Source organism: Acidisoma sp. C75 (assembly GCF_054665095.1).
Map to the genome: position 1 here is coordinate 138,705 of NZ_BAAFHD010000005.1, position 23,295 is coordinate 161,999.

Consider the following 23,295-nt stretch of genomic DNA (forward strand, 5'->3'; position numbering starts at 1 on the left):
AGATGGGGGGAAATTATCCAAATACTTAACAGCGTTACATATTTGTGACCAGCCGCCAGCCGGCGGTAGCGGCGCCGAGGTTCGGCTCGCTTTGCAGCTGCGGCATCCGCCCGACACGCGCCTCGAACTCCGCCAGCGCCTGCGCATCGGCCTGCAAGGCGCCGAGCAGATCGGGGGCGAGGGCGAGCGTCAGCGTCTCGCCCGGCCGATCGGCGAGCGCCCGGGCGAGCGCGGCGAGGCCGGCGAGCGCCGCGCCATGGGCATCCTGCAGCAGTTCGTGCAAGGGCGGGGCAGTGCGGCGGCGCTCGATCTCGGCGAGGCCGAGGGCGGTGAAGCCGAGGAAGCGCGGCTGCAGCGGGTCTTCGGCCAGGGCCGTGCGGAGATCCTCGCCGAGGGCTGCGCGCAGCCGCTGCGGCAGGCCGGCGAGATCGAGCAGGATGGCGCCGGCGAGGTTGCGCAGCCGGATCTGCCGGGCGATCGCCGGCAGCACGCGGCGGTTGAGGGCAAGCTGGGTGGCGGTCTTGCCCGCCCGCGCGCCGGTGGCGGCGCCGGCATCGACATCGATCGCGGTGAGCGCCGGGGTCGGGGTGATCGTGCAGCGCGCGCCCCCTGGCAGCGAGACCTCGGATTCGCCGAGCGCGGCCCAGATTTCGGCGGCGAGCGCCGCCTCTGGCCCGAGGCCGATGCGCGCCCGCGCCCGCAGGCCCGGGGGCAGGCCGGCGGCGAGGCTCGGCGTCTCCACCCGGATGTCCGCCGCCCCATGCAGCGCGGCCAGCCGTTCGATCGCGCCCGGCCCGCGGGCGAGGCGGCGAAGCGGCGGCGCCGCTGCCATCCCGGCCGGCTCCGCGGCGAGGCGCGGCCCTTTGCCGCCTTGCGCCCCGCGCGTCACCCGCAGGCTGAGATGATCGCCGATCGAGAGGCGCGCCCCGGCTTCCCCTGCCGCCGTATCGGGCAGGAAGCCTTCCTCACCGCCGCCGGGTAGGGCGACGAAGCTGCCGGCCATCGCCGGGCGGCGGGCGGTGATGCGGCCGATGACGCGGTCGCCCTCGGCGAGCGGTCCGCCCGGGCGTTCGATCGCGGCATCGATTGCGCGGCTACCGGCAAGCGCCAAGGCGCGGATCTCGCCCGGGGTGGAGAGCGCGAGGATGACCGAGGCGCCGCTATTTGGCAGGGATTTTCTCGCCCGGCAGAGTGCCCCAGAATTCGGAGCGTTGCAGCCAGCCGGCCATATGGTCCACCCGCACGCGGCACCATGGGCTGCCGGCGCCGCACCGCTCGATCGTGCCGACCACCCCCGGCATGAGCTGCGCGCGCGGCCGCGCGTCGCTCGCCGGTTGGCGAAACAGCGTCTGCGCGCCTTGGCCGGTGACGACGAAGTGCCGGCCGCCCATCAGTGTCGCCTCATGCATCCAACCCTTGGTGCCGTTGGAATCGATGACCAGCCGCCAGACATCGAATTCCCGCAGCACCTCCACCGGTAGGCCGACGCGGTGATAGACCCAGAGGATCGGATACTGATCGCCGGGGCCGACGCGGAGATTGACCGCATCGGCGCGGAGCGCGACGAAGCGGGGCAGCGGCAGGCCGGTCGAGGTGCCGATATTGGGGTTGAAGGCGGGCTTGGCCGCGGGCCCGGCTGCGGCTGCCTTGGGCTGCGTCTTCTCGGCCGCCAGGACATCGGTGCCGATGATGGCGATGCCGAGCACCAGCCCGGTCGCCGCGCAGCTGAGCAGCAGGTGCAAGATCCGAGACTTCATGCTGCGTGGGTGCCAAGCTGGGCGGCCCCGGTCAAGCGGCTTACCGGAGTTTAACCTCGGCCCCTCACAAAGTGACGAGCTGGGCGCCGGCGCTTTCGGCCAGGAAGGCGGCGATGCCGGATGGCTCGGCCTCCGCCATCAGCCGCGCCGGGGCGATGGCTTCCGCCCGCAGCCCGGCTTCGCAGGCGCGGAAGCGCACCCCGAGTTCGACGCAGGCGGCGCGCAGATCGTCGAGCCCGGCGAGGCCGCGGCCCTGAATCGCTGCATCCCGCGCCGCATCTTCGAGGCCCGACCAGTCGGCACAGAGCGCGCGGCAGCCGCCATTGGTCGCGAAGATCAGCGCTGAGCGGCCAAGGGCTGCGGCCCCGGCGGCGAGGGCGAAGGCGTAGTGCGCCCGCTCATGGCTGCCGGAGATCAGCAGGATTGCCAGGGCGCCGGCCCCGCTCATGCTGCGCCGCCGCTCGGCCCGCAGGCGGGGCACTGCGGATCGCGCCGCACGCGGATGCTATGGAAGCGCGTGGCGAGCGCATCCCAGATCAGCAGCCGGCCGGAGAGGCTTTCGCCGATACCGAGGATTTCCTTGATCACCTCCGTCGCCTGCAAGGTGCCCATGACGCCGGTGACGGAGCCGAGCACCCCCGCCTCCGCGCAGGACGGGGAGAGGCCGGGCGGCGGCGCCTCCGGGTAGAGGCAGCGATAGCAGGGGCCCTCAGCATGGGCATGCGGCTTGAACACGCTGAGCTGCCCCTCGAAGCGCAGCACGGCGGCGGAAACCAGCGTCCGCCGCGCGGCGAGGCAAGCATCGGCCACAAGGTAGCGGGTGGTGAAATTGTCCGACCCGTCGCAGACGATGTCATAATCCGGGATGAGCGCCTGGGCCTCGGCCGGCCCGAGCCGCAGGGCATGCTGCTCCACCCGGCAGAGCGGGTTGAGCGCGCCGAGGGCGGCGGCGGCGGAGGCGGTTTTCGGCTGGCCCAGCCGGTCGGTGGCATGGGCGATCTGGCGTTGGAGGTTCGACAGCTCCACCCGATCGTCATCGACGAGGCCGAGCGTACCAATGCCGGCGGCCGCGAGATAGAGGGCGAGCGGGCTGCCGAGGCCGCCCGCGCCGATGATCAGCACCCGCGCCCGGCGCAGCGCCGCCTGGCCGCGGCCGCCCACCTCCGGCAGCAGGATGTGGCGGGAGTAGCGCTGGATCTCGTCCTCGGAGAAATCGAGATCATCCTCGGCGGGCATCGCGTCTCGGGCGGTCATGAGGGAGGGAGAACATCAGAAACACCTCAAAAAGCAAGCAGAAGCGGCGCGCGGCTGCTCCTCCCGCCGGTCGCTCCCCCGGTCGCTCCCCGTTCGTCCGCCCGGCGCTCAGCGCGCAAGGGTGGCGCGAGAAGGGGGAAAACAAGAACGCTTTCTGAACGACGCCTTGAGAACATAACGAATTCGCATCAACGCTGCTGCATGTGATGCTTTTGCTGGCAGGAAAAGATGATCTCGTTTATCAGGAACGGTAGTTACGCCCTTCGAAACAGGACGTTTTCTGATGCGGCTGCGTCTCCGCCTCGCGGCTTTGCTGTGCCCTTCGGGTGTGAGGGCGGGCTGCGCTCGGCCTCTCCTCGTCGCCCTCGTGCCGCTGGCTCTTGCCGGCTGCGGCGGGGGCTATGCCTCCTATGGCCAAGGCACCAGCATGACCTGCGTGCCTTATGCGCGGCAGGCATCGGGCATTCCGCTCAGCGGCGACGCCTGGGAATGGTGGGGCGAGGCCAGCGGTCGCTACGCCGAGGCGACCCAGCCCGCGCCCGGCAGCATCCTCGTCTTTCGCCGCACCGCGCGGCTGCCGAGTGGCCACCTCGCCGTGGTCTCGGCCGTGCTTTCCCCCCGCCGTATTACCGTCACCCAGGCGAATTGGCTGCCCTACCGGATCACCAGCGACCAGCCGGTGCTCGACGTTTCGGCGGCGAATGACTGGTCGCTCGTGCGCGTCTGGTGGCCGCCGGCACATGGCTGGGGGGTGACGGTCTATCCGACCTACGGCTTCATCCTGCCCCGGCCTCCGGCGGCGGCGCCGGTTCCGACGCAGGTTCAGACGCAGGTTCCGGCCGCGTCACCCATCACGATGCCGATGTCGATGGCGGCGCCCTCCGCGGCCTCTGTGCCGGCCGCCTGCGGCTGATCAGCCGCAACGGTCCGGCAGGGGCTGGAACTTCGCCAGCGTCCCCGCCATGGTGAAATTGCCGAAATCGAGCGAGAGATCGCCCGCCACGCCGTTATTCCAGTAGCGCATGCCGATCAGCGTATCGGGCAGCATCTGGGTGCGGTCCGGCCCGAAATAGCCGAGATGGGCGCGAAAACTCGGCCGGTGGTCGAGCAGCGGATAGTGCGAGGCGAGATCCTGGTTCCGCTCGGTGATGATGGTGAAGGTGTTTTCCGGCCCCGTCGCGGTCGTGCCGTCGAAGACCGGCAGGGAGACGAAGGTTTTGCCGGCGCGGGCGGCGGCGATCAGCCGCCGCGTCTGCGTCATCGGGAAAACCGTGCCGGCGGCCAGCGGCACGCGCTTCTTGCGCGGCAGGGTATAGATGGCGAAACCGGGATGACCGGGCGGCAGTTCGGCATAGCCCGCCTGGACATTCTGGGTGCCGTTGCTCGCCTGGACGATGCGGAAGCGAAACTCCCGCCCGTCCTTCGATTCCCAGGTGGTGTAGTCCGACACCGTATGGGTATCGCCGCCTTCGCGGTCCAGCACTGTCAGGTCCAGCCGCTGCTGCGTCGCCCAGCCGGTGCAGCCGTCGATCACCTCGTATTCCATGGCGCCCGAGGCGGAGGTGACGCCGCTATTGCCGGTGGAGGCGAGGGTCAGCCGATAGAAGGCCTGATGGGCGGCGAGATCGGTGCCGGCGCGGGCGAGGCCGGGGGCCAGCGTGATGGCGGTGGCGGCGGCGATGGCGGTGACGAAGGCGCCAAGGCGCGCAAGAGGGCGGGGAAGCTCGGGCATCATCCTCGGCGTTCAGTCCTGTCGCGGGGCCGGCGGAAGGGGCGGCCGGGGGAGTGGGCTCGCCCCATCAAAGCACGTTCGGGAGGCGAGACCCATGCCAAACTTCGCCCCCTGTGCGTGCTCGCATCGGCCGCTCAGAGCCCCGCATCCTCGGCCGCGCGGCGCGCGATCGCGCAGAAATCGAGCCCGGAATCGCCCCGCGCCGCGCTTGCCAGAAAACGGTCCCGGAGCAGAGAGGCGAGGGGCAGCGGCACGTTCAGGGCCTCGCCCGCCGCCAGCATCAGCCGGTTGTCTTTGGCGCCGAGGCCGAGCGGAGCGCCCGGCGGATCATAGGCTTGATCGAGGATGATCTGGCCGTAATTGCGGTGCACCGGGGCGGTGAAGAAGGAATTGGTCAGCACCTCGAAGACGATCGCCGGCTCCACCCCGCCCTTGCCGGTGAGGGCGAAGACCTCGGCAAGCTGCTCGATCGTCGAGAAGATCAGGAAATTGCAGGAGAGCTTCACCAGATTGGCTTTGAACGGCTGCTCCCCCACAATGAAGAGCCGCTGGCCGAGGCTTTCCAGCACCGGCCGGGCGCGCTCGATGAGGGCGGCATCCCCCGCCGCCATCACGAAGAGGCTGCCCGCGGCGGCAGCCGGCGGACGGCCGAGCACCGGCGCCGAGAGGAAGCCCTGGCCCAGCGCCCGATGCGCCTCTTCGAGCCGCTGCGCGAGATCGAGCGAAATGGTGCCGCAGGAGATATGGATCTGCCCGGGCTTGAGCCCGGCGAGCAGCCCGTCCGCCCCGAAGACGAGGTTTTCGACCGCCTCATCGTCCGCCAGCATGGTGATGGCGAGGCCGGTGGCGGCCGCCGCCTCCGCGGCGCTGGCGGCGAGCCGCGCCCCTTCCGGCACCAGCGCCTCCGCCCGCGCGCGGCTGCGGTTATAGACCGTCACGCCATGCCCGGCTTTCAGAAGGGTGCGGGCCATGCCGCTGCCCATGGCGCCGAGCCCGATGACTGCCACATCCATCTCGCCTCTCCTTTGCGTGCTGCCCCGCGCGTGTCGCGGTGGCGCGGCGGCCTTGGCCAATGGCCGGCAGCCGGACGCTCTTGCCCAGCCGCAAGGCCGCTACTACTCTGGTCATATGGAGAGCCTTCTCGCAGGATATCGCCGTTTCCGCCACACCGTCTGGCCGGGGCGGCGGGAACGGTTCGAATCGCTCGCCCAGCTTGGGCAGAGGCCGGAAACCCTGGTCATCGCCTGTTCCGATAGCCGGGTCGATCCGGCCATGGTCTTCGATGTCGGGCCGGGCGAAATCTTCATCATCCGCAACGTCGCCAATCTCGTGCCGCCCTATGAGCGCGATCTCGCCTTTCACGGCACCTCGGCCGCGATCGAATTCGCCGTGCGGGTGCTGGAGGTGCGCAACGTCATCGTCATGGGGCATGCCATGTGCGGCGGCATCCACGCCCTGCTGCATCCGGCGACGGCCGAGCGGCTGGATTTCATGTCCGCCTGGGTCGAGATCGCCGCCGAGGCGCGGGACCGCGTTCTGGCCTGCGAGCCGGTGGCGGACAAGCAGCAGGAGATGTGCGAGTTCGAGGCGGTGAAGCTCTCCTTGCGCAACCTCATGACCTTTCCCTGGCTGGCCGAGCGGGTCGAGGCCGGCAAGCTCAAGCTCTACGGCGCCTCCTTCGATATTCGAAGCGGCGTGCTGCATCGCCTGAACGAAGCGGGCGCGTTCGAGCCGGCCTGAGAGCGCCGCCGCCCGCCCGCCGCCGCAGGATCGAGACGCCGCGCCGCTGCGCGGTGGGCTGCAACCAGGAGGGGGCGGGATGAACGAGGCGAAGGACCGGCTGGCGGAGAAGATTCTCACCCTCAAGCGCCGCAAGGGGCTGAGCTGGCCGCAGGTTGCGGAGGCGCTCGGCCAATCCCCGGTCTGGAGCTGTGCCGCCTGCCTCGGCCAGATGGCGATGCCGCCCGAGGTGGCGGCGCGGGCGGCTGCGCTCTTCGGCCTCGACGCGGAGGAGAAGGCGGTGCTGGAGCGCATTCCCTATCGCGGCGTTCTACCCTCCGTGCCGCCGACCGATCCGCTGATTTACCGCTTCTACGAGCTGCTCCAGGTCTATGGCACGACCTGGAAGGAACTCATCCACGAGGAATTCGGCGACGGCATCATGAGCGCGATCGATTTCGACATGGCGCTCGAACGGCAGGCCGATGAGAAGGGTGACCGCGTGCGCATCGTCATGAGCGGCAAATTCCTGCCCTATAAGCGGTATTGAGGGCGCGCGCCGGGAGGCACCCGATCCGCGGCATGGCCGGCCGCAAGCCGCTCCGGTCCTAAGTCGCCTTGGCCTCTCAGGGCGTGCCGGGGCAAGAACAGCCGCGGGCGGCGAGCCGCATGGCCGGCAACAGGGCCGGATCCACCGCGCCCTCGGCCGCATCCGGTTCGGCGCCGAGATCCTCGCCCACCAAGGCATCGGGATCGGCGGAGAAGCCGGGGTTTTCCTCGCTCTCTTCGACCTCGTCGATTGGTTCGGCGGAGGTCAGGATCGGCAGGCCGCCGAGCGCCTCGATCTCGGCCAAGGGCAGCTTGCCAGGCGCGATGCCGCCCAAGCCCTCGCCGGGCACCCAGGTCCAGTACGCGTAGATCATCGTCTTGTCGCCCATCGGGCACTCCTTTTGCCGGCGCCCGGCCTGACGGCAGGACGCGCACGGGGGAATATGGCGGTGCCGCCTCGCTTCGCCCAGGGGCCGCAGAGAGGAGGTGGGTCGCAAAGAGAAGGGTGGCGGAAGCCGCTCGCCCCTTCTCTACCGGCAGACGTCGCCGCCGGTTGTGGCCCGCGCGATCACGTTCACGCGTGTCGCCCGCGATCGCCGGCGGCTGGGACGGGCGCGGGCGCCTCAGCCCTCGCGCATTTCCGCCAGGCTCGCGAGGTTGCCGCGCTGGAAGCGGCTGCTGATCCAGATGCCGAGCACGGTCGCCAGATAGGGCAGCATGAGCACGAGGTCGCGCGGCGCACGGTCTCCGAACACCAGCTGCGCCTTGATGCCGAGGAATTCCACGAGCGCGAAGAAGAGGGTGGCGAGCGTCGCCCCCAGCGGATGCCCGGCGCCGAAGATCACGGCCGAGAAGGCCATGAAGCCGCGGCCCGCCGTCATGCCGACGCTGAAGATGTCGAGCCCGCCAAGCGCGAGATCGGCCCCGCCGAGCCCGGCGAGCACGCCGCCCAGCAGAAGGGCGGCGAGGCGCATGCGCGTTGGGTCCGCGCCGACGCTGCGGGCGGCGAAGGGATGCTCGCCCGCAGCCGCGAGGCGGAGGCCGAAGCGGGTGCGGCGGCAGAGGAACCAGACGGCAAAAACCACTGCCGGCATGGCGACGACCAGCAGATCGAGCACGCCGAAGGGCCCGAAGGCGGGGCCGAGGCTCGGGATGCCGGCCGGCGCGGTGACGGCACCTTCGCTGCCATAGACCGCCTGGACCGCGAAATCCGTGCCGCCGAGGCCGAGCCCGGTGAGGCCGAGCCCGGCGATGATCGGATTGGCGCGTAGCTTTTCGATGACGAACCAGAGCAGCGCCGAGAGCAGCACCGCCACCAGCACCGCGCCGAGGAGGCCGAGCGCCACCGAGCCGGTGGTGGCGGTGAGCACGACGCCGGCGCAGGCGCCGCTGATCATCAGCCCTTCGAGGCCGAGATTCCACACCCCGGCGCGCTGCGCCAGCACGCCGGCCATGGCGACGTAGATCATCGGCGTCGCGGTGCGCAGAACGGAGGTGATGAGTTCGATCATGCCGCCGGGCCCCGGCGCGCAGGCAAACGCAGGCGCAGCCAGCGCGGCAGGCTGCGGGCGGTGATGAAGAGGGCGATCGCGGCATTCACCATGTCGATCGCGGCCGAGGGGAGGCCGGCGATCACCGGCAGGTAGAGGCTGGCCGAGGCGAGGCCGCCGAAGAAGAGGGCGGCCGCGGCGCCGCCCGGCACCGAGAGATTGGCGACGAGCGCGATCAGCACCGCGGTGAAGCCATGCGCCGGGGAGAAGCCGCTGACCAGCCGCCCATCCGGCCCCAGAATCTCGATCGCCCCGGCAAGCCCGGCGGTACCGCCGCTGAAAAGAAAGGCGCCGAGGCCGAGCCGCGCGAGGCTCGCCCCCTGCCAGGTGACCATCACCGGATTGCGCCCGGCGAGCCCGGCCAGGACGCCGAAGGCGGTGCGATTGACGAGCACCCAGGTGACGAGCCCGACCGCGAGGGTGAGGCCGATGATCCAGGGCGAGACACCGCTATCGCCGCTGATGCGGATGGCTGCGGCAAGCGGCGGGCTCGACGTTACCTGCCCGCTGCCGGCCGGGTCTTTCATGATGCCGCTGGTCAGCCAGACGAGGAGGAGGCCGGCGATGAAGTTCCCCATCAGCGTGGTGATGACCTCGTCCGTGCCGGAGGTGATGCGCAGGAGCCCGGGCCAGGCGGCCCAGAGCGCGCCGGCGGCGATCCCGGCGATGAGCGCCGCGAGGATGCCCGAGAGCGGCGGCAGGCCGGGCAGCAGAAGGGCGGAGGCTGTGGCGCCGATGGCGCCGAGGTAGAACTGCCCCTGCGCGCCGACGTTGAAATAGCCCGCGCGGAAGGCGACGATGACGCCGGCGGCCGAGATGAAGAGCGGGCAAGCCCAGCGCAGATCGTGGACGAGCGCGCCATCCGAGAGGAAGGCGCCGTCGAGAATGGCGCCGAACATCGCCGGCGCCGAGAAGCCGGCAATCTCGAACAGCACCGCGCAGAGCAGCAGGGCCAGCAGGATGAAGCCGAGCGCCCGGAAGAGGGGGAGGAGGCGCGCGCCCATCAGCGATGCCCCACCATTGCCGCGCCCACCGCGGCGAGATCGTAGGGCGGCGCGAACCGCCCGGCGACGCGGCCGCCTTGCAGCACCACCAGCCGGTCGCTGATATCGAACAGCTCGTCGAGGTCGGAGGAGATCAGGATGAGGCCGAGGCCGCGCGCGCGCGCCTGCCGCATCGCCTGCCAGACGAAGGCGGTGGCGCCGAGATCGAGCCCGCGCGTCGGCTGGGCGAGGAGGATGAGCCGCGCCTCCTGGTCGATCTCCCGCGCCAGGATGACCTTCTGGGCATTGCCGCCGGAGAGCGCCCGCGCCGGGTGATCGACCGTGCCGAAGCGCACGTCCCAGGTTTTGAAAGCGGCGGCGGCGGCGCGGCGGAGGCGCGCGGGATGGATCAGCGCGCGGGCGGGGCCGGCGGCAAGGGCGCGCGCCGCCCAATTCTCCCAAAGCGCGCTTGCGAGGCTCAAGCCCTCGGTATTGCGCTCGAAGGGAATGATGCGGAGGCCCCGCCGCCGCCGCTCGGCGAGCGGGAGATGGGCGATCGGCGTGCCGTCCAGGCTGATCGCGCCCGCGGCCAGTGGCACCAGCCCGGCGATCGCCTCCACCAGAGGCCGCTGCCCATTGCCCTCCACCCCGGCGATGCCGAGGATTTCCCCGGGGGCGACGGTGAGGGAGAGCGCGTCCAGCCGCTGCCCGTCGGCGGCCGGCGCGGTCGTCACCGTATCGAGGGTCAGGCGCGGGGCGACGCTGCCCGGGGTGGGGCGATGCGCATGGCCCTGCGGCGTGGCGGCACCGACCAGGGCGGCGAGATCCTCCGCCGCATCCTGATCCTGACTCTGATCCTGAGCCGCCGCGCCCGGCGCCGCCCGCGCGGCGGCGGCAGTGCTGCCCGCGCTGCCGATGATGGCCTCGGCCAGCGCCGCCGCCGTCATTCCGGCCGCTTCTGCCGTGCCGATCACCAGCCGCCCGCCGCGCAGGACCGAGACGGTATCGGCCACCGCCATCACTTCGCGGATCTTGTGCAGGATGACGAGGATGGTGATCCCGGTGGCCGCCAGGCGGCGGAGGCGGGTGAAGAGCGCATCGGCCGAGCGGGGGGAGAGCACGGCGGTCGGCTCGTCGAGGATCAGCACCTTGGCCGCCCCGGCCAGCGCCCGGGCGATTTCCACTGCCTGCTGGGTTTCGACCGGCAGATCCCGGATGCGGGCATGCGGGCTGGCCGCGATGCCGAGGGCCGCGAGATGCGGCGCCCAGCGGCGGGCGAGGCCGGCGCGGGTGAAGAGGCGGCCGGCGCGGCCGGAGACGCCGAATTCCATCGCCTCGGCAATGGTGAAGGAGGGCGGCAGCGCGAAGCTCTGATGCACAAGCTCGACCCCGGCGGCGCGGGCATCGCGCACATGGCCGCCGCGCAGGCGGTGGCGGCCGATGGCGATGGTGCCGGCGGCCGGTGGCACGAGGCCGGCGCAGGCGCGGGCGAAGCTCGTCTTGCCCGCCCCGTTCTGGCCGCAGACGGCATGGATGCGCGCCGGGGCGAAGGCGAGGCTGACATCGGCCAGCGCCGTGAAATCGCCGTAGCGGATCGTCAGCCCCGCGCAGGCCAGCGCGGCCTCGCCCTCCGGCAGAGACATGGGCGTGCCCTGCGATCAGAGCGTGGTGTTGAAGGGAACCTTGAGCTTGCCGGCGATGATCGCCTGCTTCGCGGCATCGACCGCGGGCCAGGCCGCCTTGGCCGCCGCCACATAGGCCGCCGGCCCGTTCTGCATGAAGAGATCGGAGGGCACGAAGTCGATGATGCCATCGGCGAGGGTGCTGACATAATGGCCCGGGACGAAATGCCCCGAGAGGGCGGCCGAGACCTGATCGGTCAGCGACTGCCCGAAATTGACCAGCACCGAGGAGGCGACGGTTTTCGGCCCGAGCTTGAACTGGGTGCGGAAGACGGCGCTGACGATACGGTTCTGCCCCTCGGCGGCTGCGCGGATCACGCCGGCATCGGTCGCCGCGCCGTCGGTCTGGATGAAGTCGATGCCGGTCGCATACAGCTGGTTGGCGATTTCCCGCCCCTTCGTGGGGTCCTGGAAGGAGCCGGCGAAAGCGCCCTTGACGGTGACGGCGGGATCGACCCCGGCGGCGCCCGCCTTCATGGCGTTGAGATCGGCGTTGAGGCCGGGCAGGCTGACGCCGCCGATATAGCCGAGCTTCTTGCTCTGGGTGATCTTCGCGCCGAACAGCCCGGCCAAATACATTCCGTAATGCGCCTGGTATTCGACGGTGCGGACATTGAGGATGACGGGCTTGAAGGGATCGGCATAGAGCTGGATGAACAGCGTCTGCGGATGCTGGGGCGCCACCGCCTTGATCGGGTCCGACATCTCGTTGAAGGTGGTGACGATGATATGCGCGCCGGACCCGGCGAGGGTCGAGAGGATCGACTGATAGGTCGAGGGGTCGGAGGCGTAGATGGTGCGGATCGGGAAATGGTCCTTTTTGCCGAGCGCCTTGAGATGCGCGATCATATCGTCCACTGGCCCGTTATCGCCCGCCGCCTGGGTATGGACGAGAGCGACGAGCTTGCCGGCGGCGAAGGCCGGCCGCGCGAGCAGGCCCGCGCCCGCCGCCGCGCCGAGCAGCAGGCCCTGGCCGAGCAGGGCGCGGCGCGAGGGGTGCAGGCTCAACACCTCGGGGCGGGGGGCGGCGCGCTCGGTCATGGGCTCGGTTCCACTTCGAATGAGGACGGTGCGAGGGCGCAGCGTCCATCAAAGCGGGCGGTTTGAAAAGCCCTTTCGCGCCCGGCCGCGCTAGAGGCCGTAGGCGCGGAGCCGCGCCCGGTTGCGGCGGACGGCGCTGGCGGGATCGGCGGCAGCGGTCGCCGATTCCTCCTCCGCCACTACCCAGCCGGTGAAGTGGGGCGCGGGCCGCACGGTCTCGATCACCGCCGCGATGTCGCACACCCCCTCGCCGAGCATCGCCCAGGCGCCGCCTTCATCGACATCCTTGAGGTGGAGATAGCGGATACGCTCCCGATAGTGGCGGAGCAGGCCGAGCATATCCTCATGCCCGCGCAGGATATGCCCGGTATCTGGCACCCAGCCGAGGAGATCGGGATCGGTCAGCGCGAAGATGCGGTCGTAATCAGCGCGGGTGAAGAGCAGCGTGTTGTGGTGCGAACTCGGATGCAGCGCGATGCCGACGCCCGCCTGCCGGCCGAGGGCGCCAGCCGCGTTGTAGAAGGCGGCGGCGGCGGCGAATTTCTCCTCACGCGGCCCATCAGACATGATGGTGGCACTACCGAAGGAGACGAGGGCACCCGGGAACTGTGCCGCGAAGCCGATCGCCGCCTCCGCATTCGCGAGATCCGCGGCACGCATCGCGGGTTCGGTGAAGCCGCTCTCGCTGCCGATGGCATAGGCGACGAGGGTGAGGCCGTGGCCGGCGAGCGCTCGGGCGAAGGCGGCGGGCTTGCCCGCATAATGGCCGATCATCCGGTCGGTGATCTCGATCCCCTCGTATCCTGCCGCCGCGATCATGCCGAGCAGCGCATCCGGCCCATCCTGGTAGGCGGCGCCGAGCATTTCCCAGGTGAAGGTCTGGCAGCCGAGGCGGAGCGCGGCGGTATCGGATTGCGGCATCCTCTATTCCTTCAATCCGCCCATGGTGAGGCCCTGGATGATATGGCGCTGGAAGAACAGCACCAGGATGATGAGCGGCAGCGTGACGATGCTGGAGGCAGCCGAAATATCCCCCCAGGGGACGTAATAGACATCGGTGAAATTGGCGATGCCGACCGGCACGGTCTGATGCTGGTAGCTCGATGTGAAGGCCAGCGCGAAGAGGAATTCGTTCCAGGCGGCGATGAAGGCGAGCAGCCCGGTGGTGACGAGGCTCGGCAGGGAGAGGGGCAGGATGATGCGCCAGAGCAGGCCGAGGGTAGAGACGCCGTCCACCCGCCCGGCCTCGTCCATCTCCCGCGGCAGGGTCTCGAAATAGCCGAACAGCACCCAGGTGACGAGCGGCAGGCCGAGCGCCAGATAGACGATGACGAGGCCGGTATAGGTATCGAGCAGGTTGAGGTTCGAGGCGATGAGATAGAGCGGCCCGACGATCGCGATTTGCGGAAACATCGAGACCGACAGGATCACCATGAGCAGGCCGAAGCGTCCGCGGATCTTGAGCCGCGACAGCGCGAAGGCGGCGGCGACGCCGAAGGCGAGGCAGAGCGCGGTGGTGCAGAGCGCGACGATCAGCGAATTGCGCAGATAGAACCAGAGATGGCGGTGAAAGAAGGCATTGGCGTAATGCCGCAGCGTGAAGGGATGCGGAATGAAGCTGGGCACCGCCCCGGTGAGCGCGCGATCGAGCTGGAAGGAGGTCGAGAACTGCCAGAGGAAGGGGCCCGCCGACCACAGGAACATCAGCGCCGCCCCGCCATAGACGAGCGCGCCGCGCAGGCTGCTGCGTTGAAGCATCATCGATTGGCCCTCAGCTGACGGATGATGAAGATGCAGAAGACGAGCGCGAGGATGCCCTCCGTCGCGAAGGTCGCCATCGTCATGGCCGAGCCGTAGCCGAATTGCAGGGTCGAGAAGAGCACCTTGTAGCTGAGGGTGGAGAGCGTCTCGGTGGAATCGGCCGGGCCGCCGCCGGTCAGCACATAGACGAGATCGAAGACGCGGAAGGCATCGAGCGCGCGGAACATGCCGGCAATCAGCAGGGTCGGCCAGAGCAGCGGCAGGCGCACATGCCAGAAGCTGGTCCAGGCATTGGCGCCGTCGATCCGCGCGGCATCGATCAAGGTGGGCGAGATCGTCTGCAAGCCGGCGAGCAGCAGCAGCGCCATGAAGGGGGCGGTTTTCCAGACATCGGCGAGAATGAGCGTCGGCAAGGCCGTCTGCACCGAGCCCAGCCAATCGACATAGCCGTGCAAGATGCCGCAGCGGACCAGCAGATAGTTGATGACGCCGTGCTGCCCGTCGAACAGCCAGCCGAACATCTTCGATGTCACCACCGTCGGCATCGCCCAGGGCACCAGCATGATGGCGCGCAGCAGGGAGCGGCCGGCAAAGCGCTCGAACAACAGCACCGCCATGCCGAGGCCGATCAGGGTTTCGAGAAGCGTGGAGGCGGCGGTGAAGGCGACCGTATGGCCCCAGGCGTTCCAGAACTGCCCGCTATTGGCGAGCGCGATGTAGTTGCGCAGCCCGACGAAGGCGCTCTGATTGCTGATTAGCGAAGTATTGGTGAAGGAGAGCCAGATGCCGTTGAGAATAGGATAGAGGGAAACGGCCGCGAGGGCGACGAGGGCCGGGATCAGCAGCATCCAGCCTGTGATGGCAAGCCGCGCGGCGCCGCCCGGAAAAGGCCCGCGCGGGGCGCGGCGCGCGCCCACCGCCGCACGCGCCCACTTATGCGGCCGTCCGCCGGCGCTCGTCGTGGCCAGGTTCTGCGCCCATGCCATGCTCTCGCCTCCCTTGCGCATGGTCTTGCCGCCATGGCGCCTCGGCAGCGTCCCGCAATCACCATGCAGGGTCAAGCGTAAATACGCACACTTACGCATCTTTCTCTTGTGGTTTTGCGGTATCTGTCGCACAAAAGCGCAGCCCGAGCGTAGGGGAGGCGGCATAAGAATGAAAACCCTCGGCATCGGCCTCGTCGGCTGCGGCAATATCGCCACGACCTATCTGCGCAATGCCGCGCTCTTCGCCGGTGTCGAAATTCGCGCCTGCACCGATATCCGCCCCGAACAGGCCGCCGCCCGGGCGCAGGAATTCGGCATCCGCGCCCTGCCGCTCGATCAGCTGCTCGCCGACCCCGCGATCGACCTCATCCTCAACCTGACGGTGCCGGAGGCGCATGCCGCCGTGACCGAGGCGGCACTCCGCGCCGGCAAGCATGTCTTTACGGAAAAGCCGCTCGGCATCTCGACCGCGCAGGGGCGGGCGCTCCTCGATCTCGCGGAGGCGCGCGGGCTCTGCCTTGGCGCCGCACCCGATACCTTCCTTGGCGCTGCCGGCCGGCTCGCCCGGCGGATCGTCGATGAAGCGAGGATCGGCCGCATCGTCACCGGCACAGCCTTCATGATGGGGCGCGGGATGGAGCATTGGCACCCCAACCCCGCCTTCTACTACCAGCCGGGCGCCGGGCCCGTCTTCGACATGGGGCCCTACTACCTTACCATGCTCGTCCATCTGCTCGGCCCCGCGCGGCGGGTGATGGCGATGGCGACGAGCGGCCAGCAGGAGCGCCTCATCACCGCGCCCGGGCCGCTGCAGGGCACGCGCTTCGCGGTCGGCACGCCGACCAGCCTGCTCTCCCTCATCGCTTTCGAGAGCGGCGCCATCATCACCTTCGGCGCGAGCTGGGACGTGTTCCGCCACAGCAATGCCTGCATCGAGCTGCACGGCACCGAAGGCTCGCTCCGCCTGCCCGACCCGGATACCTTCGGCGGCAGCCTGGCGCTGAGCGTGGGCGGCGCGCCCTGGCAGGAGATCGGCAGCGACAGCGCCCCATGGGGGGCGGTCAACTGGCCCTATGCGGCGCCGGAGCGGGCGAATTACCGCATGCTGGGCGTGACCGACCTTGCCCGGAGCCTCGGCGAAGGGCGCAGCCCGCGCGCCTCCGGCCGGCTCGCGCTGCATGTGCTTGAAATCCTGGAGGCGATCCTGACCTCGGGGGAGACCGGCGCGCCCGTGCTCCTCACCACCCGGGCCGCGCAGCCGGCCGCCCTTGCGGAAAACGCGGCCTTGGCTTTCGCTCGCCCGGCCGCAGCTTAGGCGCGGCAAGCGCAAGCCAAGGAGACCCTGCCCGATGCTCTCACCCGATGCCCAGGCTGTTTTGGATGCCATGGCCGCCTCCGGCGCCCCGCGTATCGAGACGCTGCCGGCCGCCGAGGCCCAGCGTCTTTTCCTCGAAAACGCGCCCCAGTTGCAGGGCGAGAAGGAGGCGGTCGGCGACACGCGCGACCTGGTGATCCCGACGCCTGCAGGCGGCGTTCCGGCGCGGCTCTATCGCGGGCTCGGCAGCGCCGCGGCGGCGGCCCCCGGCCTTGTCTATTTCCACGGCGGCGGCTGGGTGCTCGGCAATTGCGATACGCATGACGTGATCTGCCGCTGGATGGCCAATCTCGCCGAAGGCGTCGTCCTCTCGGTCGATTATCGGCTGGCGCCCGAGCATCCTTTCCCGGCGGCGATCGAGGATGCGATGGCGGCGCTCCGCCATGTCGGCGAAGAGGCGGCGGCCTATGGCATCGACCCGGCGCGGCTTGCCGTCGCCGGCGATAGCGCGGGCGGCAATATCGCCGCCGTCATGGCGCTGATGGCACGGGATGGCAAAGTTCCGCCACTCGCCTACCAGATCCTGTTCTATCCGGTGACGGATGTTTCCGGGGAGCAGGAAAGCTACCGCCTCCGCGGCGAAGGCTACGGCCTCACCACCGCCGCGATGCGCTGGTTTCATGCCCAGTATCTGCCCGATCCCGCGCTCGCCGCCGATCCCCGGGTCTCGCCGCTCCGCGCGCCCGATCTCGCCGGCCTCGCCCCCGCCTTCGTGCTGACCGCCGGCTACGATCCGCTGCATGACGAGGCGCGGGACTATGCGCGCCGCCTGCAGGCGGCGGGTGTCGGCGTGACGCTCGACGAAAACCCCGACCAGATCCACGGCTTCCTCAGCATGGATCGCTTCATCGCCGCCGCGCGGCCGAGCGTGGCGCGCGCCATCGGTGCCTGGCTCGGGACTTCGGCCAAATAACGCCCCTTCACCCAACGAGCAGAAGCTCCAGACAAGGAGACGCCCATGACCGCATCTGAAGATCGCAGCTCCGCCGCCGGCATCGGCCGGCGCGCGGCACTTGCTGGCGCCGGGCTTGCCCTCGGCGCTGGGCTGCTGCCGCTCGGCACGCGGCGCGCCCGCGCGGCCGGGCGCACCGAGATCACCTTCGCCAGCGCAAATTTTTACGGCCAAGAAACGATCGCGCAGGTCGTGGATGTCTATAACCAGTCCCAGAGCAAGGTGCATGTCAGCTATATCCAGCTGCCGCCGCCTTCTTCCTCCACCGAGGTACACCAGGCGCTGGTGCAGCAATTGGCGCGGCGCAACGGCACACCCGATGTCTTTACCCAGGATGTCATCTGGATCGCGGAATTCGCGAGCGCCGGCTGGGCGCTGCCGCTCGAACCCTATGTCAGCGCCGCCGATCGGGCGGCCTATTTCCCCGGGTTGATCGAGGCCTGCACCTTCGGCGGCAAGCTGACGGCGCTGCCGTGGTACGTCGATTCCGGCATGCTCTACTACCGCACCGATCTCCTGCAGCAGGCGGGCGCCGCGGTGCCCACCACCTGGGCCGAGCTGACCGCCACCGCGCAGAAGATCCAGAAGGGTGGCGCCGCCAAATTCGGCTATCTCTGGCAGGGCAAGCAAGCGGAGGTGCTGGTCTGCGATGCGGTGGAGGTGATTGCCTCCGCCGGCGGCGCGATCCTCGGGCCGGACGGCAAGACTGTGCTGGTGGCGGAGCCTCCCGCCGTCAAGGCGATGCAGTTCCTCTATGATACAATCCATACCACCAAGATCAGCCCGCAGGATGTGCTGAGCTGGGATGAGGAGCCTTCGCGCGGGCCCTTCACGGCGGGGGAGGCGGTGTTCCTCCGCAACTGGTCCTATGTCTATAAGATCGCGCAGGATCCTTCCTCCTCCTCGGTCGCCGGCAAGGTGGGGGTGGCGCCGCTGCCGCATTTCGACGGCCAGAAGAGCGCGGCCTGTCTCGGCGGCTATCAGTACGGCGTGAACGCGCATACCAAGCATCGCGAAGCGGCGATCGACTTCATCACCTGGATGTCCTCGCCCGCGACGCAGCTGCGCTTCGCGACCGGCCTCGGCCTCGCGCCGACGCGCCCGGCGGTCTTCGATCAGCCGGCACTGATCAAGAGCCAGCCCTTCATGCATAGCCTCAAGGATGTCTTCGTCGGGGCGACGCCGCGGCCGGTGACGCCGCAATATCCGCAAGTGACGCTCGCCCTGCAATCGGCCTTCTCGCGCGCGCTCGTCAGCGGCAAGATCCAGCAGGAACTCGACGGCGCGAAGGCGCAGCTGGTGCGTATCCTCGGCTGAGGGCTTGCGCGCGCATCCTCGCCTGGCCAGGCTTCTCGATCTGGCCAGGACCTGCCCTAGCATCCGGCCGGTAGCGGTGCGAGGATCGCCGCCGGCCGGACCCCGCGTTTGTGCGTGGGCGGCCGAGGTTGGATGACGGAAGGGAGCCGCATGAAAATCACCAAGATCGAGACGCTGAGCGCGCGCGAATTCGAGAACGTGCTCTGGGTTCGCCTGCATACGGATGCGGGCCTCATCGGGCTGGGCGAGACCTTCTACGGCGCAGGCGCCGTCGCCGCGCATATCCACGATACCCTGGCCGCGCGCCTGCTCGGCCGCGATCCCCTGCGGATCGAGGCGATCAACAAGGAGATGGTTGATCTGCCAATGGCACAATCCAGCACCGGCACCGAATACCGCGCCGCCTCGGCGATCGATATCGCGCTCTGGGATCTCTGGGGCAAGCTCACCGGCCAGCCGGTGCATCAGCTGCTCGGAGGCCTTTGCCGGGACAAGCTCGCCATCTACAATACCTGCGCCGGCTATCAATACGTGCGAAACCGCGATATCCGCCCGGTCAATACCTGGAATATCGGGGCGGCCGGTCCTTACGAGGATCTCCTCGCCTTCACCACGGATGCCGGCGCGCTGGCCGAAAACCTGCTCGAAAGCGGCATCCGGGCAATGAAGATCTGGCCCTTCGATCCGGCCGCGCGGGAGAGCGGCGGCATCCATATCTCGACGGAGCAGCTCAAGGCCGCGCTCCGACCCTTCGAGTTGATCCGCAAGCGCGTCGGCGATGCGATGGATATCATGGTCGAATTTCACGCGCTCTGGAATCTGACCACCGCCAAGCGCATCGCCCGCGCGCTGGAGCCGTATGAGCCGGCCTGGTTCGAAGACCCGATCCGCATGAATTCCAGCCGCGCCCTCGCCGAATATGCGCGCGCGACGCATGTTCCCGTCTGCGCCAGTGAAACGCTCGGCTCCCGCTGGGCCTATAAGGAGATGCTGGACCGCGATGCGATCGGCGTCGTGATGGTCGATCTCTGCTGGACCGGCGGGCTCACCGAAGGCCGCAAGATCGCCTCGCTCGCCGAGACCTGCCACAAGCCCTTCGCGCCGCATGACTGTATCGGCCCGATCGGCTTCGCCGCCGCCGTCCATATGTCGTTCAGTCAACCGAATACGCTGATCCAGGAATCCGTCCGCGCCTTCTACACCGGCTGGTACAAGGAGCTGGTGACGGAGGTGCCGAGGATCGAGAACGGCTTCGTCTTTCCGATGGAGGGGCCGGGGCTCGGCACCGAGCTGCTGCCCGCCGTTTATGAACGCGGCGATCTCACCGTCCGCCGTTCGGAAGCCTGAGCATGCCGCATCTCTTCGATCTTTCCGGCAAGACGGCGCTCATCACCGGCTCCTCCGGCGGCCTCGGCCTCGCCATGGCGCGCGGCCTCGCCGAAGCGGGCGCCAGCGTCATCCTCAACGGGCGCGATGCGGCGAAGCTCGCGGCCGCGGCCGAGGGGCTGCGCGCGGCGGGCCATGCCGTCACCACCCGGCTTTTCGACGTGACGGAGGAAGCGGCCGTCACCGCCGCCTTCGCCGGCTTCGATGCCGAGGGGCGCGCGATCGATATCCTGATCAACAATGCCGGCATCCAGTTCCGCCGGCCGATGATCGATCTCGCCGCCGCCGATTGGCGCCGCGTGCTGGAGACGAACCTGACGAGCGCCTTCATCCTCGGGCGGGAGGCGGCGAAACGCATGATCCTGCGCGGGTCGAGGGGCAAGATCGTCAATATCGGCTCGCTCACCAGCGAAGTTGCGCGTGCGACCGTCGCACCCTACGCCGCCGCCAAGGGCGGCATCAAATTGCTCACGCGCGCGATGGCGGCGGAATGGGCGCGGCACGATATCCAGGCCAATGCGATCGGCCCGGGCTATATCGCGACCGAGATGAACAAGGCGCTGATCGACGATCCCGCCTTCGATGCCTGGGTCAAGGGCCGCACCCCGGCCGGGCGCTGGGGCAGGCCCGAGGATCTGATCGGCACGGTCGTCTTTCTCGCCTCTCCCGCCTCGGCTTATGTGAATGGCCAGATCATCTATGTCGATGGTGGCATGCTCGCGGTGCTGTAGCGGGGGGCGTGGGCGGGCGGGCGCTCAGCTGCGCGCGGCGCGATAGTCCGACGGATTGGTATCGAAATGCCGGCGGAAGACCTTGGCGAAGTAGTTGGGGTCGGGGAAGCCGCAGCTGCTCGCGATGTCCTTGATGCTGAGCGCGGGGTTGGGCAGCAGCCTGCTCGCCCGCTGCATGCGCTCGCGGGTGATGAATTCGGCCGGCGCGAGCCCGAGCTCGGCCGTGAAGACGCGGGTGAAATGCGCCCGGCTATAGCCCGCGACGGCGGCGAGATCTTCGACCGTCAGCCGCTGATCGAGATGCGCCTGCGCATGCCGGCAGGCGCGCGCGATGCCTGGGCTCGTCGCCTCCGCGGCGATCAGCGGATGGCGGGCCTGCACATCGTCGAACACCGCCATCAGCGCCGCATAGGCGATGGCGGAGAGGCCGCCGACCTCCGCTTCCTCTCCCGCCGCGCGGCCAAGATCGAGGCAGAAGCCGGCGAGGCGATCCACCGTATCGGGGCGGAGCGTCAGCACAGGCCCGACCGTCGCTTGGATCGCATAGACCAGGCGCAAGGCTTCCCGGCCGGTGAGGCCGATCCAGAAGAAGCTCCAGCTCTCGGCGGCTTCCAGCCAGTAGCGATGGGGATGGGGGATCGTCACCAGCATGGTCTGCCCCGGCCTGATGCGGTGCAACTGCCGCTCGTGGCGCAGCCGCCCGGTGCCCGCGATGGCGTGTTGCAGCACGGCGAAGGGCAGGGAGCCGCGGCGCCGCCCATCGAAGCTGTAGCCCGGCCCGCGCGCATGTTCGAAGCCCGTGCTGGTCGGCATCACATGCAGCCGGCCGCGCCGCCGGGGCACGGAGATGGCGCGGCGGAAGGGGCCGTGGCGGATGAGCTCGGTGAGCACAGAATTACCCTTTGAAGCACAAGCGTCGTCCTGCGGAACGGCAGGGGCCTGTGTCAAGATATTTGCGTCTGCAAGGCCTCAGCCATAGAGGCCGGAAGCAAGGGAAGGGCGAGAGCACGATGGCAGCCGCATTCAAGATCGCGATCCTCGGCGCCGGCAGCGTCGGGTTCACCCGCACCCTGGTGCGCGATATCCTCTGCGTGCCGGAGCTGCGCGAGATCGAGATCGCGCTGACCGACATCAACCCGCACAATCTCGAGATGATCCGGCAGATCCTGGAGCGGATGGTGGCGGCGAGCGGCATGCCTGCCCGCATCACCGCGACCGGGGAGCGCGCCCGCGCGCTCGATGGCGCGCGCTACGTCATCTGCTGCATCCGCCAGGGCGGGCTTGAGGCATTTCAGGAGGATATCGCCATCCCGCTCAAATACGGGGTGGATCAGTGCGTGGGCGACACCATCTGCGCCGGCGGCATCATGTATGGCCAGCGCACCATCCCGGCGATGCTCGACTTCTGCCGCGATATCAAGACCTATGCCGAGCCGGGGGCGCGGCTGCTCAACTATGCCAATCCGATGGCGATGAACACCTGGGCGGCCAAGGTGCATGGCGGGGTGGAGACCATCGGCCTCTGCCATGGCGTGCAGCACGGCTGGCGCCAGATCGCCGAGGTTCTCGGTGCCGAGCCGCACGATGTCGAGTATATCTGCACCGGTATCAACCATCAGACCTGGTATATCGATTTGCGGGTGAAGGGCCGCCCGGTCGGCCAGGCCGAACTGCTCGCCGCCTTCGAGGCGCATCCGGTCTATGCGCGGCAGGAGAAGGTGCGGATCGACGTTCTGCGCCGCTTCGGCTTCTATTCCACGGAATCGAACGGCCATCTCTCCGAATACCTTCCCTGGTATCGCAAGCGGCCGGAGGAGACGCTGCGGTGGATCGACCTGTCGCAATGGATCCATGGCGAGACGGGCGGCTATCTCCGCATCTGCACCGAAGGGCGCAACTGGTTCGAGGAGGAATATCCCCGCTATCTGCGCGAGGCGGAGGTGCCGATCGCGCCTTCCCAGCGTACCGATGAGCATGCAAGCCACATCATCGAGGCCTTGGAGACGGGGCGCGTCTATCGCGGGCATTTCAATGTCGTCAACCAGGGGCTGGTGACCAATCTTCCGGCCGATGCCATCGTGGAGAGCCCGGGCTTCGTCGATCGTTTCGGTCTCAACATGGTGGCCGGCCTGCGCCTGCCGGATGCCTGCGCCGCCTCCTGCATCGCCTCCATCAACGTGCAGCGGCTCGCGGTGCAGGCTGCGATCAGCGGCGATATCGATACGCTGAAGCGCGCCATGCTGCACGATCCGCTGGTCGGCGCCGTCTGTGCGCCGGATGAGGTGTGGCAGATGGTGGATGAAATGGTCGTCGCCCAGGCGCGCTGGCTGCCGCAATACGCGGCCGCCGTGCCCGAGGCCACGCGCCGCCTGGCCGGCCCCCGGCTGCCGACGCGCGATTGGCAGGGCGCGGCGCGCCTGCCCGTGCGCTCGGTCGCGCAGATGCGGGCCGACCGCGCCGAGAAGGCGGAAACGATGACGCCGGACAAGCAGATCGTCGCCTGAGGGAGCCTCGGCCTGC

Annotated in this window: 24 protein-coding genes; 9 read left to right on the plus strand and 15 right to left on the minus strand. The window is 69.2% G+C overall.

Annotation, left to right across the window (positions count from 1 at the left end):
* Window positions 1-34: 34 nt before the first annotated feature.
* The 4 genes from ACYQ7X_RS08580 to moeB all read right to left on the minus strand — a co-directional run bounded on the left by ACYQ7X_RS08580 (window position 35) and on the right by moeB (window position 3,011).
* On the minus strand, window positions 35-1,111 hold the full coding sequence (locus ACYQ7X_RS08580) for a ribonuclease E/G (protein ID WP_459696536.1): 1,077 nt from the start codon (window positions 1,109-1,111) through the stop codon (window positions 35-37).
* A gap of 49 nt (window positions 1,112-1,160) precedes the next feature.
* Complete coding sequence (locus tag ACYQ7X_RS08585; protein ID WP_459696537.1) at window positions 1,161-1,757, minus strand: SH3 domain-containing protein; 597 nt, start codon at window positions 1,755-1,757, stop codon at window positions 1,161-1,163.
* A gap of 64 nt (window positions 1,758-1,821) precedes the next feature.
* Window positions 1,822-2,205, minus strand: a complete 384-nt coding sequence (locus ACYQ7X_RS08590; RefSeq protein ID WP_459696538.1) for a hypothetical protein — start codon at window positions 2,203-2,205, stop codon at window positions 1,822-1,824.
* Window positions 2,202-3,011 carry a molybdopterin-synthase adenylyltransferase MoeB gene (moeB, locus tag ACYQ7X_RS08595; RefSeq protein WP_459696539.1) on the minus strand — a complete coding sequence of 270 codons (810 nt, stop codon included), beginning with the start codon at window positions 3,009-3,011 and terminating at the stop codon, window positions 2,202-2,204. Before moeB ends, ACYQ7X_RS08590 begins: the two co-directional genes overlap by 4 nt.
* Before the next feature lie 283 nt (window positions 3,012-3,294).
* On the opposite strand from moeB, the gene ACYQ7X_RS08600 reads away from it, so the two are divergent.
* Window positions 3,295-3,924: a CHAP domain-containing protein gene (locus ACYQ7X_RS08600; RefSeq protein ID WP_459696541.1), complete on the plus strand. Its 630-nt coding sequence runs from the start codon at window positions 3,295-3,297 to the stop codon at window positions 3,922-3,924.
* On the opposite strand, the gene ACYQ7X_RS08605 is transcribed toward ACYQ7X_RS08600, so the two are convergent.
* Both ACYQ7X_RS08605 and ACYQ7X_RS08610 read right to left on the minus strand, forming a co-directional pair.
* Window positions 3,925-4,746, minus strand: coding sequence for an EipB family protein (locus ACYQ7X_RS08605; RefSeq protein WP_459696542.1), 822 nt, complete (start codon window positions 4,744-4,746; stop codon window positions 3,925-3,927).
* Window positions 4,747-4,877: 131 nt separating this feature from the next.
* On the minus strand, window positions 4,878-5,756 hold the full coding sequence (locus ACYQ7X_RS08610) for an NAD(P)-dependent oxidoreductase (protein ID WP_459696543.1): 879 nt from the start codon (window positions 5,754-5,756) through the stop codon (window positions 4,878-4,880).
* On the opposite strand from ACYQ7X_RS08610, the gene ACYQ7X_RS08615 reads away from it, so the two are divergent.
* Both ACYQ7X_RS08615 and cynS read left to right on the plus strand, forming a co-directional pair.
* Window positions 5,740-6,483: a carbonic anhydrase gene (locus ACYQ7X_RS08615; RefSeq protein WP_459696544.1), complete on the plus strand. Its 744-nt coding sequence runs from the start codon at window positions 5,740-5,742 to the stop codon at window positions 6,481-6,483. The genes ACYQ7X_RS08610 and ACYQ7X_RS08615 overlap by 17 nt on opposite strands.
* Before the next feature lie 79 nt (window positions 6,484-6,562).
* Window positions 6,563-7,012, plus strand: coding sequence for a cyanase (gene cynS / locus ACYQ7X_RS08620; protein WP_459696545.1), 450 nt, complete (start codon window positions 6,563-6,565; stop codon window positions 7,010-7,012).
* 76 nt (window positions 7,013-7,088) lie between these two features.
* Here cynS and ACYQ7X_RS08625 read toward each other — a convergent pair whose 3' ends face one another.
* The 8 genes from ACYQ7X_RS08625 to ACYQ7X_RS08660 all read right to left on the minus strand — a co-directional run bounded on the left by ACYQ7X_RS08625 (window position 7,089) and on the right by ACYQ7X_RS08660 (window position 15,014).
* Complete coding sequence (locus tag ACYQ7X_RS08625; RefSeq protein ID WP_459696547.1) at window positions 7,089-7,400, minus strand: hypothetical protein; 312 nt, start codon at window positions 7,398-7,400, stop codon at window positions 7,089-7,091.
* Between the two features lie 234 nt (window positions 7,401-7,634).
* Complete coding sequence (locus tag ACYQ7X_RS08630; RefSeq protein ID WP_459696549.1) at window positions 7,635-8,522, minus strand: ABC transporter permease; 888 nt, start codon at window positions 8,520-8,522, stop codon at window positions 7,635-7,637.
* Window positions 8,519-9,565 (minus strand): ABC transporter permease, encoded by a 1,047-nt coding sequence (locus ACYQ7X_RS08635; RefSeq protein WP_459696551.1) that lies wholly within the window; start codon window positions 9,563-9,565, stop codon window positions 8,519-8,521. The genes ACYQ7X_RS08630 and ACYQ7X_RS08635 overlap by 4 nt, the downstream gene beginning before the upstream one ends.
* Window positions 9,565-11,187: an ATP-binding cassette domain-containing protein gene (locus ACYQ7X_RS08640; protein ID WP_459696553.1), complete on the minus strand. Its 1,623-nt coding sequence runs from the start codon at window positions 11,185-11,187 to the stop codon at window positions 9,565-9,567. The genes ACYQ7X_RS08635 and ACYQ7X_RS08640 overlap by 1 nt, the downstream gene beginning before the upstream one ends.
* A 15-nt stretch (window positions 11,188-11,202) precedes the next feature.
* A complete protein-coding gene (locus tag ACYQ7X_RS08645) occupies window positions 11,203-12,267 on the minus strand; it encodes a BMP family ABC transporter substrate-binding protein (protein WP_459696555.1) in 1,065 nt (354 codons plus the stop codon).
* 90 nt (window positions 12,268-12,357) lie between these two features.
* Complete coding sequence (locus ACYQ7X_RS08650; protein WP_459696557.1) at window positions 12,358-13,188, minus strand: sugar phosphate isomerase/epimerase family protein; 831 nt, start codon at window positions 13,186-13,188, stop codon at window positions 12,358-12,360.
* Window positions 13,189-13,191: 3 nt separating this feature from the next.
* Window positions 13,192-14,028 (minus strand): carbohydrate ABC transporter permease, encoded by an 837-nt coding sequence (locus tag ACYQ7X_RS08655; protein WP_459696558.1) that lies wholly within the window; start codon window positions 14,026-14,028, stop codon window positions 13,192-13,194.
* Window positions 14,025-15,014: a carbohydrate ABC transporter permease gene (locus ACYQ7X_RS08660; protein WP_459696560.1), complete on the minus strand. Its 990-nt coding sequence runs from the start codon at window positions 15,012-15,014 to the stop codon at window positions 14,025-14,027. The genes ACYQ7X_RS08655 and ACYQ7X_RS08660 overlap by 4 nt, the downstream gene beginning before the upstream one ends.
* Window positions 15,015-15,183: 169 nt before the next feature.
* On the opposite strand from ACYQ7X_RS08660, the gene ACYQ7X_RS08665 reads away from it, so the two are divergent.
* From ACYQ7X_RS08665 to ACYQ7X_RS08685, 5 genes are all read left to right on the plus strand, one after another.
* Entirely contained in the window at window positions 15,184-16,329 is a 1,146-nt protein-coding gene (locus ACYQ7X_RS08665; RefSeq protein WP_459696562.1) for a Gfo/Idh/MocA family protein, read from the plus strand.
* 34 nt (window positions 16,330-16,363) lie between these two features.
* Entirely contained in the window at window positions 16,364-17,302 is a 939-nt protein-coding gene (locus ACYQ7X_RS08670; protein ID WP_459696564.1) for an alpha/beta hydrolase, read from the plus strand.
* Window positions 17,303-17,347: 45 nt separating this feature from the next.
* The gene (locus ACYQ7X_RS08675; protein WP_459696566.1) at window positions 17,348-18,658 is read left to right on the plus strand and encodes an ABC transporter substrate-binding protein; all 1,311 of its coding nucleotides are present in this window, start codon (window positions 17,348-17,350) and stop codon (window positions 18,656-18,658) included.
* Between the two features lie 150 nt (window positions 18,659-18,808).
* Window positions 18,809-20,005 carry a mandelate racemase/muconate lactonizing enzyme family protein gene (locus ACYQ7X_RS08680; protein ID WP_459696568.1) on the plus strand — a complete coding sequence of 399 codons (1,197 nt, stop codon included), beginning with the start codon at window positions 18,809-18,811 and terminating at the stop codon, window positions 20,003-20,005.
* Window positions 20,006-20,007: 2 nt separating this feature from the next.
* Window positions 20,008-20,775, plus strand: a complete 768-nt coding sequence (locus ACYQ7X_RS08685) for an SDR family oxidoreductase (protein ID WP_459696570.1) — start codon at window positions 20,008-20,010, stop codon at window positions 20,773-20,775.
* Between the two features lie 24 nt (window positions 20,776-20,799).
* On the opposite strand, the gene ACYQ7X_RS08690 is transcribed toward ACYQ7X_RS08685, so the two are convergent.
* Window positions 20,800-21,666 carry a helix-turn-helix transcriptional regulator gene (locus ACYQ7X_RS08690; protein WP_459696572.1) on the minus strand — a complete coding sequence of 289 codons (867 nt, stop codon included), beginning with the start codon at window positions 21,664-21,666 and terminating at the stop codon, window positions 20,800-20,802.
* A gap of 119 nt (window positions 21,667-21,785) precedes the next feature.
* Between ACYQ7X_RS08690 and melA the strand changes: the two genes are divergently transcribed.
* On the plus strand, window positions 21,786-23,279 hold the full coding sequence (gene melA / locus ACYQ7X_RS08695) for an alpha-galactosidase (RefSeq protein WP_459696574.1): 1,494 nt from the start codon (window positions 21,786-21,788) through the stop codon (window positions 23,277-23,279).
* Window positions 23,280-23,295 lie beyond the last annotated feature (16 nt).

Coding starts and splice junctions, on each gene's coding strand:
- ACYQ7X_RS08665 (WP_459696562.1), top strand. CDS start 15,184: ATGAAAACCCTCGGCATCGGCCTCGTCGGCTGCGGCAATATCGCCACG.
- ACYQ7X_RS08680 (WP_459696568.1), top strand. CDS start 18,809: ATGAAAATCACCAAGATCGAGACGCTGAGCGCGCGCGAATTCGAGAAC.
- ACYQ7X_RS08670 (WP_459696564.1), top strand. CDS start 16,364: ATGCTCTCACCCGATGCCCAGGCTGTTTTGGATGCCATGGCCGCCTCC.
- ACYQ7X_RS08655 (WP_459696558.1), bottom strand. CDS start 14,028: ATGATGCTTCAACGCAGCAGCCTGCGCGGCGCGCTCGTCTATGGCGGG.
- ACYQ7X_RS08650 (WP_459696557.1), bottom strand. CDS start 13,188: ATGCCGCAATCCGATACCGCCGCGCTCCGCCTCGGCTGCCAGACCTTC.
- ACYQ7X_RS08630 (WP_459696549.1), bottom strand. CDS start 8,522: ATGATCGAACTCATCACCTCCGTTCTGCGCACCGCGACGCCGATGATC.
- melA (WP_459696574.1), top strand. CDS start 21,786: ATGGCAGCCGCATTCAAGATCGCGATCCTCGGCGCCGGCAGCGTCGGG.
- ACYQ7X_RS08605 (WP_459696542.1), bottom strand. CDS start 4,746: ATGATGCCCGAGCTTCCCCGCCCTCTTGCGCGCCTTGGCGCCTTCGTC.
- ACYQ7X_RS08610 (WP_459696543.1), bottom strand. CDS start 5,756: ATGGATGTGGCAGTCATCGGGCTCGGCGCCATGGGCAGCGGCATGGCC.
- ACYQ7X_RS08660 (WP_459696560.1), bottom strand. CDS start 15,014: ATGGCATGGGCGCAGAACCTGGCCACGACGAGCGCCGGCGGACGGCCG.
- ACYQ7X_RS08635 (WP_459696551.1), bottom strand. CDS start 9,565: ATGGGCGCGCGCCTCCTCCCCCTCTTCCGGGCGCTCGGCTTCATCCTG.
- ACYQ7X_RS08675 (WP_459696566.1), top strand. CDS start 17,348: ATGACCGCATCTGAAGATCGCAGCTCCGCCGCCGGCATCGGCCGGCGC.
- ACYQ7X_RS08615 (WP_459696544.1), top strand. CDS start 5,740: ATGACTGCCACATCCATCTCGCCTCTCCTTTGCGTGCTGCCCCGCGCG.
- cynS (WP_459696545.1), top strand. CDS start 6,563: ATGAACGAGGCGAAGGACCGGCTGGCGGAGAAGATTCTCACCCTCAAG.
- ACYQ7X_RS08645 (WP_459696555.1), bottom strand. CDS start 12,267: ATGACCGAGCGCGCCGCCCCCCGCCCCGAGGTGTTGAGCCTGCACCCC.
- ACYQ7X_RS08640 (WP_459696553.1), bottom strand. CDS start 11,187: ATGTCTCTGCCGGAGGGCGAGGCCGCGCTGGCCTGCGCGGGGCTGACG.
- moeB (WP_459696539.1), bottom strand. CDS start 3,011: ATGACCGCCCGAGACGCGATGCCCGCCGAGGATGATCTCGATTTCTCC.
- ACYQ7X_RS08600 (WP_459696541.1), top strand. CDS start 3,295: ATGCGGCTGCGTCTCCGCCTCGCGGCTTTGCTGTGCCCTTCGGGTGTG.
- ACYQ7X_RS08590 (WP_459696538.1), bottom strand. CDS start 2,205: ATGAGCGGGGCCGGCGCCCTGGCAATCCTGCTGATCTCCGGCAGCCAT.
- ACYQ7X_RS08625 (WP_459696547.1), bottom strand. CDS start 7,400: ATGGGCGACAAGACGATGATCTACGCGTACTGGACCTGGGTGCCCGGC.
- ACYQ7X_RS08685 (WP_459696570.1), top strand. CDS start 20,008: ATGCCGCATCTCTTCGATCTTTCCGGCAAGACGGCGCTCATCACCGGC.
- ACYQ7X_RS08585 (WP_459696537.1), bottom strand. CDS start 1,757: ATGAAGTCTCGGATCTTGCACCTGCTGCTCAGCTGCGCGGCGACCGGG.